The 13,305-nt window shown below is 61.5% G+C and carries 11 protein-coding genes and 1 tRNA gene; 9 read left to right on the top strand and 3 right to left on the bottom strand.

Going from position 1 to position 13,305, the window contains the following annotated elements; genetic code table 11:
- The first annotated feature begins 159 nt into the window (after positions 1 to 159).
- Both DESPIGER_RS13480 and DESPIGER_RS11670 read left to right on the top strand, forming a co-directional pair.
- Positions 160 to 471: a LuxR C-terminal-related transcriptional regulator gene (locus DESPIGER_RS13480; RefSeq protein WP_368044275.1), complete on the top strand. Its 312-nt coding sequence runs from the start codon at positions 160 to 162 to the stop codon at positions 469 to 471.
- A 268-nt stretch (positions 472 to 739) separates the two neighbouring features.
- Positions 740 to 1,828 carry a tyrosine-type recombinase/integrase gene (locus tag DESPIGER_RS11670; protein ID WP_072337163.1) on the top strand — a complete coding sequence of 363 codons (1,089 nt, stop codon included), beginning with the start codon at positions 740 to 742 and terminating at the stop codon, positions 1,826 to 1,828.
- A gap of 63 nt (positions 1,829 to 1,891) precedes the next feature.
- Here the strand turns inward: DESPIGER_RS11670 and DESPIGER_RS11665 are convergent.
- Both DESPIGER_RS11665 and DESPIGER_RS11660 read right to left on the bottom strand, forming a co-directional pair.
- Positions 1,892 to 1,968 (bottom strand) — tRNA-Glu (locus DESPIGER_RS11665).
- A 154-nt stretch (positions 1,969 to 2,122) separates the two neighbouring features.
- The gene (locus DESPIGER_RS11660) at positions 2,123 to 2,860 is read right to left on the bottom strand and encodes a sulfite exporter TauE/SafE family protein (RefSeq protein ID WP_072337161.1); all 738 of its coding nucleotides are present in this window, start codon (positions 2,858 to 2,860) and stop codon (positions 2,123 to 2,125) included.
- Between the two features lie 489 nt (positions 2,861 to 3,349).
- On the opposite strand from DESPIGER_RS11660, the gene DESPIGER_RS11655 reads away from it, so the two are divergent.
- Positions 3,350 to 4,471, top strand: a complete 1,122-nt coding sequence (locus DESPIGER_RS11655) for a radical SAM protein (RefSeq protein ID WP_072337159.1) — start codon at positions 3,350 to 3,352, stop codon at positions 4,469 to 4,471.
- A gap of 100 nt (positions 4,472 to 4,571) precedes the next feature.
- The gene (gene uvrC / locus DESPIGER_RS11650) at positions 4,572 to 6,440 is read left to right on the top strand and encodes an excinuclease ABC subunit UvrC (protein WP_072337157.1); all 1,869 of its coding nucleotides are present in this window, start codon (positions 4,572 to 4,574) and stop codon (positions 6,438 to 6,440) included.
- Positions 6,441 to 6,652: 212 nt separating this feature from the next.
- Here uvrC and DESPIGER_RS11645 read toward each other — a convergent pair whose 3' ends face one another.
- A complete protein-coding gene (locus DESPIGER_RS11645; protein WP_072337156.1) occupies positions 6,653 to 8,473 on the bottom strand; it encodes a sigma 54-interacting transcriptional regulator in 1,821 nt (606 codons plus the stop codon).
- Between the two features lie 174 nt (positions 8,474 to 8,647).
- Between DESPIGER_RS11645 and DESPIGER_RS11640 the strand changes: the two genes are divergently transcribed.
- The 5 genes from DESPIGER_RS11640 to DESPIGER_RS11620 all read left to right on the top strand — a co-directional run bounded on the left by DESPIGER_RS11640 (position 8,648) and on the right by DESPIGER_RS11620 (position 13,209).
- Positions 8,648 to 8,941 (top strand): UxaA family hydrolase, encoded by a 294-nt coding sequence (locus DESPIGER_RS11640; RefSeq protein WP_072337154.1) that lies wholly within the window; start codon positions 8,648 to 8,650, stop codon positions 8,939 to 8,941.
- Between the two features lies 1 nt (position 8,942).
- On the top strand, positions 8,943 to 10,142 hold the full coding sequence (locus DESPIGER_RS11635; RefSeq protein WP_072337153.1) for a UxaA family hydrolase: 1,200 nt from the start codon (positions 8,943 to 8,945) through the stop codon (positions 10,140 to 10,142).
- 153 nt (positions 10,143 to 10,295) lie between these two features.
- Positions 10,296 to 11,549, top strand: coding sequence for an MFS transporter (locus tag DESPIGER_RS11630; RefSeq protein ID WP_072337151.1), 1,254 nt, complete (start codon positions 10,296 to 10,298; stop codon positions 11,547 to 11,549).
- Between the two features lie 144 nt (positions 11,550 to 11,693).
- Positions 11,694 to 12,653, top strand: a complete 960-nt coding sequence (locus DESPIGER_RS11625; RefSeq protein WP_072337149.1) for a tripartite tricarboxylate transporter substrate binding protein — start codon at positions 11,694 to 11,696, stop codon at positions 12,651 to 12,653.
- An 88-nt stretch (positions 12,654 to 12,741) separates the two neighbouring features.
- The gene (locus DESPIGER_RS11620; protein ID WP_072337148.1) at positions 12,742 to 13,209 is read left to right on the top strand and encodes a tripartite tricarboxylate transporter TctB family protein; all 468 of its coding nucleotides are present in this window, start codon (positions 12,742 to 12,744) and stop codon (positions 13,207 to 13,209) included.
- Positions 13,210 to 13,305: the final 96 nt, after the last annotated feature.

The raw sequence follows: 13,305 nt of genomic DNA, 5'->3' as shown, positions 1-13,305 counted from the left end.
GGTATCCAGAAGTTATACCCATCTTTTGTTTTCTATAAAGGGCAGGAGGAACCATGCTTCACCAACTAACACCTATGCAACAAAAAATCATTCAGCTTATGTTCAAAGGTATGAAACCCAAAAAAAATAGCAGATGAGTTGTCTCTAGCTCGCGAAATAGTGTATTTACACTTAGCAAATGCAAGAAAACGCCTGAATGCACATAGTAGCATAGAATTATTATATATTGTTAGTGGTGGAATAAGCATTGATTGTACCATAATCAAGCTTTCTCCAAGAGGAGAAGAAATTTTTAAATTTATTATGCAAGGATGGAGCGGAAAACAGATAAGTAACCACTTGGGTATAAGTAAAAGTGCTGTAAGAAGACATAAAGAAAAAATGCTTTTAGATAATGATTGCAAAACAATAATCGAACTCATTTCAAAATGTTATGCAAACAATAGTCTAAATACAAACCAGGATGACTAACCTTAGTCAGAGAGTGACTTGTTATCTGAAGATTATAATAAAAATACTGAATTAGTTCAATGGAGCCTGATAATGGCGCACGATGAGAACAAAATTCTAACCTTGAAAGAAGTGGCCCAGGAGTTACGCCTTGACCCCAGAACGGTAAAAGAAGTAGCCTTTGCCTTAGGCGGCAGGCGCATTGGATACCGCTGGAGGTTTCGATGGGGCACGGTGTTGGAGTATTTCAGCAATGCCGACGTTGAGACCGGACAAAGGAAATTGTTGGATGGCGAGAGTCATCGTGAACGGCAGGCAGATAGCCTGCAAAATGTTCCCGGCAGGGAAAAAGCATGGCCCGGAATGGCGGGCCGCAAAAGAATGGGAGGAAGAGCAAAAAAGACTCGCACGGGAAGAGATGACGATCCCCACGGCATTAGAACTGCTTATGGCGTGGGGAGATAGTTATCTTACCCATGTTCAGCGAACGATGAGCCGACAGACCTATGTGGAAAAGAAGCTGGTGACGAAGGACTTTTTCGCCTACTGCGGCAAAAAGGGCATCCATGACATCGCGGAAATCACTTCGGCAAGAGCCTATGAGTTTCTTTCCAGAATCAAGGATGAACGAGGGGCAAACGTCGCCAACAAGTACCGTAAGAATCTGCTGGCTGCATGGAACTGGGGTTCCGACTTCCTTGAGGGATTTCCACAGGTGGCACCACCATTTCTGAAGGTGAAGCCATTTCCCGTAAAGCACGGCGAGCGCTATGTTCCACCGGAAAGTGATGTCATCAAGGTGTTTCAGCAGGCGGAAGGGCAGGACCTGGTCATGCTGCTAACCCTGTACTTCACGGGAGGACGCAGAAGCGAAATCTTCCGGCTGACGTGGAGCGATGTGGACCTTCAGAAGGAAAAAATCAGACTGACCGACAACAAGTCGGGGAATGGAATGGAACGGGTGCGCTGGCTCCGAATGCACCCGGAACTGGTCAAGGCGCTCAAGTGGTGGTGGGATGCCCGCCCCTGCAAGGTGGACAATGTGTTCATGCAGCTTCAGAACGACACGTTTCTGGGGCAGCCGTTCACCCAGCGCATTCACTTCATGGAGCGTCTCTGCCGGAAGGCCCATGTGAAGCCCTTCGGTTTTCATGCCATCCGGCATAAAAGTGCAGCCATCACGTTCGTGAGTTCAGGTCTGAATGCCGCCCAGGTTCTCATGGGACATTATCGGGCGACCACCACGGATCGTTATACGAAGAGCGCGGGGCTGTACACGGACCAGAGCGAAATTCTTTCAGCTCTGGGAGGCAGCGGCATCGGGCAGGTAGTGGAAGACCTGCTTAAAACAAAAATTCCTCAAGAGAAGGTCTCCTGAGGAAAAATTGTAACCCAATTTTTGTAACCCAAAAACTGAGCTGCTGTAGCCTATTGAAATTTTTGGCGTCCCCAGGCGGATTTGAACCGCCGTTGACGGCGTGAAAGGCCGTTGTCCTGGGCCGGCTAGACGATGGGGACGCATCGAACTCGTTCTATGTATGGGAAATGCCGCCGGAGGTCAAGCAAAAATTTTGCGATCTGAAAATTTTTTTGAGGGCCTCCCAGCCCCCTGATGCGACGACAGACCGCGCGGCCAACGCCCCGTCGCGCCCCGTCCCCGCTGCCCGGCCGCCTACCAGATGGAGCGCACCAGGCAGACCACGCCGCAAATGGCGATGATGCCCAGCAGGACACGGCGGAACAGGAGCACGTTGATGCGCCTGACCACGGGGAAGGCCGCCAGGCTGCCCAGCATCACGCCGGGCGTCCCGTACAGGGCCATGCCCAGCACCTCGGGCGTGAAGAAGCCGTGCCACCATTGCAGCACCAGGGTGATGATGCCGCGCAGCATGAAAAAAACGCTCACCGTGCCCAGGAAGACGCGCGGTTCCCAGCCCACGGCCAGGCCAAAGGCGGCCATGGGCGGCCCGTCCAGAGCGATGCCCGTGCCCAGCAGACCGGCGCCGAAGCCGCAGGCCACGCCCACCGGCTGCAGGCGGGCCCCGCCGCCGCGCCCGCCATGCACACAGAGCTGCCAGTACACGAAGAACAGAAGGAGGATGCCCACGATGCCCTGCAGGACGGCGCCGGAACAGATCTGCAGCAGATAGACGCCCGCAAAGGAGCCGGGCACCGCGCCCAGCAGCAGCCAGGGCATGGCGTCGAAGCGGCAGAAGCGCACATGCATGGCGATCATGCAGGCATCCTTGAAAAAACAGACCAGGCAGCTCAGGGGGATGAGGGCATGCATGGGGATGGCCAGCGCCAGGAAGGGAAAGGCGAACATGGTGCCGCCGATGCCGCTGACACCGGAGACGAAACCACCGGCGAACCAGCAGACAAAGACAAAGATATCAAGAGCATCGGGCATGGCATCCTCCTTTCTCGCCCCGGCACGGGGCCATGCCCCTGCCGCCGTCATGGCTCTTACAGGGCTTTGCCTCCGGCGGCAAGTCAAAGAAGGGCCCTTCCTCCGCCATCCGGCGGGATGCCGCCCGTGATGATGCCTGCGCCGTCAGGCCCCAGGCATCAGGGCCGGAGACCGGCAGGGGCTGACGGCACGCCCCGCAGGGCAGGAGGGGCGGGACATCCGCGGACACGACGATGGCGGCAGTTCCCCCTGTCCGGCGATCATGGTGCGCCTCCCGCCGCACGCCGTGCCTGCGGCCAGGGCTGGCCGGAGGATGCGACAGCCCTGCGGCATGTCCCCGCCCCGGCATGGCCTCCGCCCATGCCGGAAGGCGCATCAGCGGTGTCCCGGGAGGCGCCGCATCGACCTTTTGCCCGGACTGTGCTATGAGGAAAAGACCGTCGCCCAACCGGCGCCCGCCTCCCGGCCCGCGCACAGCAGGAGAAGTCCATGCCGTCCGATGACTGTCTGAAAAAGCTCTATATAGAACCCACAGCGCGCTGCAACCTGCGCTGCAAGATGTGTTTCCGCAACAGCTGGAAGAACGAGATCATCGGCGACATGCGAATGGAGACCTTCCGCAAGGCCATGACGACCATGCCCGACAGCGTGGAGACCGTCTTTTTCGGCGGCATGGGCGAACCCCTGGCCCACCCGGACATCGTGGAGATGGTGCGCACGGCCTCCGCGCTGGGCAAACGCGTGGAACTGCTGAGCAACGGGACCCTGCTGGATGCCCGGCGCACGGCCGAGCTGCTGGACGCCGGTCTGGACATGCTCTGGCTGTCCATCGACGCCCTGGACGACGGCCGCTATGCCCAGATCCGCCGCAACAGCCAGCTGGCGCTGGTCAAGGAACATATCGTGGAGTTCAACCGCCGCCGCGCCCGTCTGGACAGGACCGTGCGCCTGGGCGTGGCCTTCGTGGTCATGAAGAGCAATGCCCACGAGCTGGCCCTGCTGCCCTATTTCTCCACCTATTACAAGGTGAACGAGGTCAACATCTCCAACGTCATCCCCACGGACGAGCATACGGCCTCGGAAGTGCTCTACAACAACGTGGTGGACTGGGGCCTGGGCGACCCCGCGCCCATGGAAAGCTCGCCGCGCATCCACCTGCCGCTCATGGACTGGCAGGACCCGGCGGCCCAAGAAGGTCTGCGCAGCCTGCTCTCCACCTCCATGTGCAGCGTCTACCTGTCCGGCCAGCGCGTCAGCCGGGCGGCCCGGCACTGCCGCTTCATCGACGAGGGCATGGCCTTCGTCAAATTCGACGGCCATGTCAGCCCCTGCATGTCCCTGCTGCGCAACGCCACCCTTTACTGGCGCCAGAAACAGCGCGAGACCCGCAGCCACTTTTTCGGCGATCTGGCGGAACAGGGCCTGGCCGAGATCTGGGATGCCCCGGACTATGCCGACTTCCGCCGCCGGGTGCGCAATTTCGAGTTCTCGCCCTGCTACCGGTGCAGCCTGTGCGAAAACTGGGAAAAGGGCCTTACCGACTGCTTCGGCAACGATGCCCCCACCTGCGGCGGCTGCCTGTGGTCCGAGGGCGTCATCAGCTGTCCGTAGGATACGTTCGCTGCGAAACGGGGAGCGGGAGGGAGGCCTCCCTGCTCCCCGCATCCCGCCACGGCTTGCCCTGTCCCGCGCCCGCCTGTAGCATGGGGCCATGCAGAAACCCGATCCGTCTTCCATCCCGCTCTCGCCCGGTGTCTATCTGTACCGGGACGGCAAGGGCCAGGTCATCTATGTGGGCAAGGCGCGCATCCTGCGCCGACGCGTGCTCTCCTATTTCCGCCCCGAAGGCCTGCCCGCCAAGACCAAAGCCATGCTGGCCCATGCGCAGAGCATCGAATTCCTGACCACCACCACGGAAAAGGAAGCCCTGCTGCTGGAAGCCAGCCTCATCAAGAAATACCGGCCCCATTACAATATCGTGCTGCGCGACGACAAGCAGTACGTGCTCTTCCGCGTGAACATCAAGCATCCCTTCCCCCGTCTGGAGGTGGTGCGCAAGGCCCGGCGCGACGGGGCCCGCTATTTCGGGCCCTTCACGTCCTCGCTGGCCGCCCGCGAGACCTGGAAGCTGCTGCACCGGGCCTTTCCCCTGCGCCGCTGTTCCGACAGGGCCATGAAGAACCGTGTGCGCCCCTGCCTCTACCATCATATGGGGCAGTGCCCGGCCCCCTGCATGGGCCTGGTCACGGCCGAGGACTATCTTGAAGGCGTGCGCCGCGTCTACGACCTTTTGCAGGGCAAGGCCGATCCCCTGCTCAAGGAATTGCGCAGCCGCATGGAAGCCGCCGCGGAAGCGCTGGAATTCGAACAGGCCGCTGTGCTGCGCGACCAGATCCGCGCTGTGGAAAAGACCGTGGAACGACAGGCCACGGTCCTGCCCGGCGGCGGCGACATGGACGTGCTGGGGCTGTTCCAGGCGGAACGGGGCCTGGCCCTGGGGCTGGTCTTCGTGCGCGGCGGCGCCATGACCGACGGCCGGGCCTTCTACTGGCCGGGCCTGACCTTCGACGACGCGCCGGAGCTGCTCTTTTCCTTCGTGGGCCAGTATTACGAGCAGCTCACCCCGCCGCCGCGCATCCTGCTGCCCTGGCTGCCCGCAGCCGTGCAGGAAACTGACGGGGAGGACGGCGGCACGGACGGGGCTCCCGACGAACGCAGCCTGCTGGAACAGGCCCTTTCCGAACGGCGCGGCGGCCCGGTGCGGCTGGTGGCGCCGCAGAACCCGGCCGACAACCGTCTGGTGGACGTGGCCCAGTCCAATGCCCGCGAAGAGGCACGGCGGCGCGAAAAACTGGAGGAAACGCCCCTGCTGGAGCGGCTGGCGCGGGCCCTGCACCTGCCGGGCGCGCCCCGGCGCATCGAATGCGTGGACGTGTCCCATACCGGCGGCCGCCAGACCCGCGTGGGCATGGTGGTCTATGAGGAGGGGCGCCCCAGCCCCGACCAGTACCGGGCCTATGCCATGCCCGACGGCGGTGACGATTACGGCACGCTTTATGACTGGGTGGCCCGGCGTCTGGAAAGCGGCCCGCCCTGGCCCGACCTGATGCTCATCGACGGGGGCCGCGGCCAGCTGGCCGTGGTGGAACGCGCCCTGAACGACGCGGGCAAGCCGGACTTCTTCCCGCTGGCGGCCATCGCCAAGGCCCGGGACGAGGCTGGCCATGCCGACCGGCGCGCGGGCAACGTGGCCGACCGCATCTTCCTGCCCGGCCGCAGCAATCCCCTGCCCCTGCGCGAAGGCTGCGCGGAGCTGCTCTTTTTGCAGAACGTGCGTGACGCCACCCACCGCTTCGCCATCGGCCGCCACCGCAAGGCGCGCGGACGGGCAGCCCTTTCCGGCGAGCTCATGCGCCTGCCCGGCATCGGCCCGGCCACGGCGCGCCTGCTCTGGGAGACCTTCGGCAGCCTGGAGGCCATGCGGGCCGCCGGCGTGGACGATCTGCGCCGCCTGCCCGGCATCGGGGCTGCCAGGGCCGCCCTGCTGCACGAAAAGCTGAAAGGGCTGGAGTCCTCCTGAGCCCCCTCTGACAACGGCGCGCCAGCCCCCTGCCGGTCCTCCGGCCTTCCGGGGGACCCGCCGTCACCACCTGCCTGCCAGCAATCACGAACGACGCGACACAACGGTACGGCGTCCGGCAGTCCCCTGCCGGACGCCGTACGCGCCATGCGGACAGGCCATGCCCCTGCGCGGGACGCGGGGCCTGTCCCGCCTTGCCGCCCTGCCCCGCATCAGGCCGGATCCTCCGCACCGGGCCGCATCTCGTGGCATTTGCGCCAGAGCGTGGACTTGGAGATGCCGAGCATCCGCGCGGCCTTGTCCTTGTTGTGTCCGGCCAGCTCCAGCACCCGCGCGATATGCTGCTGCTCCACCAGCCGCAGTTCCGTGGGCATGGCCTTCTCCTCCTGGCGGCACGGTCTGGCCTGCTGTTCGGGGACCCTGAAGGCAAAGTCCGGTGACATGCCCAGCTTGGAGATGACCACGAGCCGCTCGATAACGTTGCGCAGCTGCCGCACATTGCCGGGATAGTCGTGGTCCCGCAGCCGGCGGATCAAGGCGGGCGTCAGCCGGAAATTGTGCTGGTGCATCCTGTTGAACTCCGCGACGAACTTCATGGCGATGGGGGCGATGTCCTCCGGGCGCTCGCGCAGCGGCGGGATCACGAATTCGAACACGCTGAGCCGGTAATACAGGTCCTTGCGGAAGGCCCCCTGCTCCATGAGCTGCCGCAGGCGGCCGTTGGTGGCGCAGATGACCCGCACGTCCACACTCACCGATTCCTCGGACCCGATGGGGATGAAGGTCCTGTCCTCCAGAAATTTCAGGATCTTGGTCTGCGCCGACCGGGAAAGCTCGTTGACCTCGTCCAGGAAGATGGTCCCCCCGTGAGCGAGCTCGAAATAGCCTTTCTTGCCCTTTTTGTTGGCACCGGTGAACGCACCGCCGTAGTAGCCGAAGAGCTCGCTTTCGATGAGCGTCTCCGGGATGGTGGCGCAGTTGAAGCTGATGAAGGGCTTGTCCCGGCGCGGGCTGGCGTCATGGATGGCCGCCGCAAGGACGCTCTTGCCCGTGCCGGTGTCCCCGTAGATGATGAGCGTGGAATTGCTCGCCGCCACACCTTTCATGTAGGCGATGGTCTCCTGCAGGCGCGGCGACCTGGTGACGAAACCGTCGAACGTGAAGGTGTTCAGCCGTGCGACGGCGGGCGCCCGGTTGTCTTCGGACACATAGCAGCACGAGGCCACGTTCTTTTCCGTATTCCCCACATAATTGATGATGTAATGGAGATTGCCGGAAGCCGTACGTATTGTCCCGTAAGAATTCATCCCTTTCTTCACAAGACGGGCATTGGCGATGATCTTCTTTTTTGATGCGCTGTCTATCCTGATGGTATCGGATACGATATTGTTGTTAAAATCGAAGACGATGGAATTCACTTTATATATCTCTTCCGGCGCTTTCTGGACGATCTCCTTGGTATCGAATATCTCCATCAGTTTTATGGCATCGGAAAAGACCGACTCCACGGTCGAGAATTCCGTGAGCAGCGGGATGCCTATGGCGCCGAAACGGGCGGCATGGGCCGTGGCCCGCGGCGTGCCGGCGATGATCCTGAAGCCGTCGTCCGTGATGGTCTTGCAGATGTTCTCCACCTCGGAAGCGCTCGTTATCCTGTAGAATTTGATGAACACGTCCTTGCTGATGATGCCGCTGATGAACTTTGAGGTGTTCATGCTCGCACCAAAGCCCACGACAGCGATCCTGTTCCCGTATTCCAGGGCTTTTGTCAGCATGGAGAGCCGGTCGCAATCGGTGATGGGAATCTCAAGGATGTAGGAATCCCGCAGATTGAGCTGGTTCTTGATCATGGTCGCCGTCTCGCCACGGCTTATGATGATCTTGCAGCCCTCGTCGATCAGCTTTTGCGTCAGCGGGATGGCCTCGTCACAGAGGGCATTGTAGATGTCAAAGTCCATAGCATGCAGAGCCTTCATCCGCTCGAACATGGCGCCCAGCTCGGGATAGGGAGCGATCACAGCGACGGGTTTCATGATGCCTCCGGGGACAGGTTTTCCGGGTTCATAATGAACAGAATGGTTTTAAAATGAAATATCCTGGGGGTATTTTTTTATAAAAAAAATTTTTTATCAATAATATAATATGGTTATGTGATGGCACACACTTTGCTAAAAGGGCAGCAAATACCCGACGCCAAGGAGGCCCACATGAACCATGCACTTGTAGTCAACAGCAACGACAATGTTGCCAATGCCCTTGATGACATACCGGCCGGCGAACAGTTCGCTTTTTCGGTAGGGACGGACGCCTGTACCCTCACGGCCGCCGATAACGTGAAGTTCGGCTTCAAGGTCGCCATCAGAAAGATCCGGAAAGGGGAACAGATCATCAAATACGGCTGCGTCATCGGTGTCGCCTCACAGGATATCGAACCGGGACAGTGCGTCCACATCCACAATGTCGAAGGTACCCGCGGCCGCGGCGACAAGAAGGGGGAATAGCATGAAATTCTGGGGATTCGTACGCGAAAACGGCAAGGTGGGCATCCGCAACCATGTCCTTGTGGTGGGCATCACCCGCAACGTCGCGACGCTGGCCTACATGATCGCCGGCTCCGTGCGCGGCACGCGCCTGTATGCGGGCCCCAACGAGAACGGCCGCAGCCGTGACGACCGTGAGACCATGGCCCGGGTCATCACCGGCCTGGCCAAAAACCCCAATGTGGGCGGGGTGCTCCTGGTGGGCAACAAGCCTGACGGCGGCTATGCCGAATTCACTTACGAAAATATCGTGGAAAACATCATGGCTTCCGGCAAGCCTGTGGAGACCCTCTTCATCAGCCGTGACGGCGGCCATGCCGCCTGCATCGGCCTCGGCATCCAGAAAGCCCGCCGCCTGGCCGAACTGTGCAGCGCCCAGCGCCGTGAGGAAGTTGACTGGGGCAAACTGTGCCTTGCGGTCAAATGCGGCTATTCCGACGCCACGTCGGGCATGGCAGGGAACCCGGTCGTCGGCTATGTCTTCGACCGCCTGTGCGATGCCGGCGGTACGGCCATTTTCTCGGAAACGACCGAGGTCATCGGCGCCGAAGACATCGTCGCCCGCCGCTTTGCCGATGCCGGCCAGCGCGCGACCTTCCTTGCCTGCGTGCGCAAGGTGGAGGAAGAGGCCAGGGCCACCGGCCAGGACATCCGCAGCATCAACCCCATCCCCGCCAATATCGAAGCCGGTCTGACCACCCTGGAGGAAAAATCCCTTGGTGCCATCGCCAAGGCCGGCAGCAAGCCCATCATGCAGTGCGTGCGCTACGGCGAGAGCCCCTCTGCCGCAGGCCTGAACTACATGGACTCCTGGATGTCCTCGTCCGCCCTGTTCGCGGGCTTCTCCTCCGCGGGGGCCGTGCTCAACATCTTCCAGTTCGGCGGCGGCGCCATGCCCGACCAGTGCATGATGCCGGTGGCCGATACCGGCGTGGTGGCCCCCATCCTTTTCGCCACGGGCAATCCCCGCGCCTATGAACGCGGCAGGCTGGAGATCGATTTCAACTCCGGCGTCGTCATCTCGGAAAAGGCCGGCATCGAGGAGACCGGGGAAAAGCTCATCCGCCACATCTGCGACATCGCCTCCGGCAGGATGACCAAGGTCGAGACCCTCAATGTGCGCGAGCCGGTGGAGCTCTATCTGCAGGGACCCTGCCTGTAGCCGGACTCCCCGGCCGCACCGGACATCCCCGGCTCCTCCTCTCTCCCTTGCCGTGCGGATGGCCGCTGCAGCCAACAGGCAAGGGACCGGCACCGTGCCGGTCCCTTGCCCCCGGCCCGCCGCGCCGGAACGCCCCCCGTCAAGGAAAAACTGATGCACACGGCTGACTCTTCCCGCGCCCTGCTGATCCTCGTGCTGATCTGCACCGCCTATCTCCTCATCCCCTTCCACAGGATGACGCCCTCCATCATGTCCGCCGCCATCATGTCCGAAACGGGCATGGGGCCGGTCATGATCGGTTTCCTGTCCTCCATCCTCTTCCTGACGTTCGGCATCATGCAGATGGTGTGCGGCCTTCTGGTCGACAGCTACGGCCCGCGCAGGATCCTGCCCTGCTTCCTGCTGGCGGCCGCGGCGGGCACCGCCCTGTTCGCCCTTTCCACCTCCGCCCCCGGCCTGCTGCTGGGCCGGGCCGCCATCGGCTTCGGGACGTCCGTCATCTTCATCGCCGGCCTCAAGCTCTTCAATGCCTGGTTCCCGCCCACGATCTATGCGCGCCTGAACGGCCTGCTGCTGGGCATGGGGGGGCTGGGACTGGTCATCGGCTCCGGCGGCATGGGCTACCTGTGCGACAGCCTGGGCTGGCGGACCAGCCACCTGGTCGTGGCGTCCATCACCCTCTGCTTTGCCCTGGCCCTGGGCGTGACCGTCCGGGACACGCCCGCACACGCCAGCCGCCCCGGCCCTGCCGGCAGGGCCGGAGCCGTCCCCCCGGCCGTGCTGGGGCACATCCTGCGCAACCGGCAGTTCCTGTTCATCGCCGGCTGGTTCTGCTGCCAGTTCAGCCTGCACAATGCCTTCGGCGGCCTGTGGGGCGGCCAGTACCTGCGGGCTGTCCACCATCTGGATACGGTCACTACGGGCAACGTGCTGAACATGCTGGGCATGGGCACCCTTCTGGGGGCCCTGGCCAATGCCTGGCTGTGCGACCGGGTGTTCCGCACGCCGCGCACCATGATGCCCATAGCCGCGGCGATGTATGTCCTGCTTTTTGCCGTCCTGATCTTCCGGGGCGCCGGTTTTTCCATCCCCGTCCTGTGCGTCTGGTTCTTCCTGCTCGCCTTTTTCGGGATGGGCTCGCTGTCCGCCGGCTTCGCCTGCATGCCGGGCATCTTCGGCAGCGCGCTGCTGGGCACCGCCAGCGGCCTGCTCAACACCCTGCCCTCCCTGCTCGTCCTGCTCCTGCAGCCCCTGACGGGCCTGATCCTGGCACGCTGCGGAGACGCCGGGGGCAGCTTCGGCCCCCAGGACTATGCCGTGGCCCTGTCGCTCTACCTTGGCCTTTCGGTGGTCTCGCTGCTGTGCGCGCTTGCCGCCTGGGGCCGCCCCGGGCGGCGGGGATCCTAAAATGGAACCTTTCTATCCAAAATGAAATACGCAAAAAATTTTAAAAGTATATAAATAGTATTTTATTTTAATATGTTATATTAAAAAACAAAGCTGGCCCGATATTTGCTTTTCAAACTGTAAATCCATCAAGGAGGCAATGATATGAAGAAAAATCTTTTCTGCATCCTGGTCGCGGCGCTCATGCTGTGGGGGCTCCCGGCACATGCCGGCGGCACCTGGCCGGAAAAAAGCATTCAGGTCATCGTCCCCTGGGCTCCCGGCGGCGGCAGCGACCTTTCCGCCCGCATCGTCATGGACAAGGTGGCGAACATCCTCGGGCAGCCTGTGGTCATCACCAACATCTCCGGTGCCGCCGGCCTGAACGGGGCCCTGCGCGTCAACCGTGCGGCACCTGACGGCTATACCGTCCTCTGGGAACACCCCGCCAACCTGGCCATCGCCCCCGTCATCGGCAGGGCCAAATATACCTGGAAAGACTTCGAGATGGCCTGCTCCATCGGCACCAGCGACATCGCCGTCTTCGTCAAGAAGGACGCCAAGTGGAACTCCATGAAGGAAGTCATCGACGACATCAAGGCCCACCCCGGGCAGATCAAGTGGAGCCTGGCCGTCAACTCCGCCTCCCACTTCACCTTCCTGGCCATCAGCGAATCCATGGGAGGGCTGAAGATCATGCAGATCCCCGGTGCCGGCGACAAGACCCGCATCATCAACGTCATGGGCGGCGTGTGTGACATCACCACGGCCGGCTATGCCGCTGTCGCTCCCTATGTGGAATCCGGCGACGTGAAGATCCTGGCCATGGCCTCGCCCCAGCGCAGCGTGCTGGCCCCCCAGTATCCGACCCTGATGGAACAGGGCATCAACGCCGAGAGCGTCTTCCTCTATTCCGCCGAATTCCCCAAGGGGACCCCCCAGGCCATCATTGCCAAGTTCCAGGCCGCCGTCGAGAAGGCCCTGCAGGATCCTGAAGTCATCGAGCTGCTGAAGAAGCAGGGCATCGTGGCCCAGTACAAGGACAGCGCCGCCACCACCGCCGTGTGGGAAAAGGAATCCGCCCTCTACCTCCGCCTTGCCAAGGCCAACAGGATGATCCGCTGACCGCCGGGCCGGGGGCCTGCGGGGCTCCCGGCCGCTCCCCCCTGCGCGCTGCAGGGCCGTATCCAACGTTCAAGGCCAGGAGGCCGTTATGCATATCGTCAACAAAAGGGATTTCTTAGCCTCCATCGTCCTGCTGCTTGCCATGCTGGGATTCTATGTGGAATCCACCCGCATCGAGACCCAGGGCGGTGTCGATCTGGGGCCCCTGTTCTTCCCGCATCTGATGGTCATCGTCATCGCGATCCTGTCCGTGGTGCTGCTGTTCAAGAGCATCTCCTTCTCCCCCGCGGGCAAGGACCAGAAGGCCGCGCCGGAAAAGATATTCTGCACCACAAAAGACCAGACCATCTTCATCGCCCTTTTCTTCATTTATCTCATGGCGCTTCCGTATGCCGGCTATCTTCCCGCAACGCTCATCTATCTCATCGTGAATATGATCTATCTCGGGAAGAAGGGAAGTACCAAGTGGTATGTCATCTATGTTTGTTCCACGATCGGCATGACAGCGATCATCTACTACATCTTTGCCAAGGTCATGCTTCTGTTCCTTCCCTAATCCCTTGCACAGGACGGCACGGGGCATGCCCCTGCTGTCATTGCCTGGCTGCAAACATCATGATCCCGAATTCCGCTGCTGCATGACGAGTCCGGG

The organism is Desulfovibrio piger, assembly GCF_900116045.1.
GTDB classification, from domain to species: Bacteria; Desulfobacterota; Desulfovibrionia; order Desulfovibrionales; family Desulfovibrionaceae; genus Desulfovibrio; species Desulfovibrio piger_A.
The sequence above is the reverse complement of the archived record's forward strand: the minus strand, read 5'-3'. Positions and strand labels throughout refer to the sequence as shown.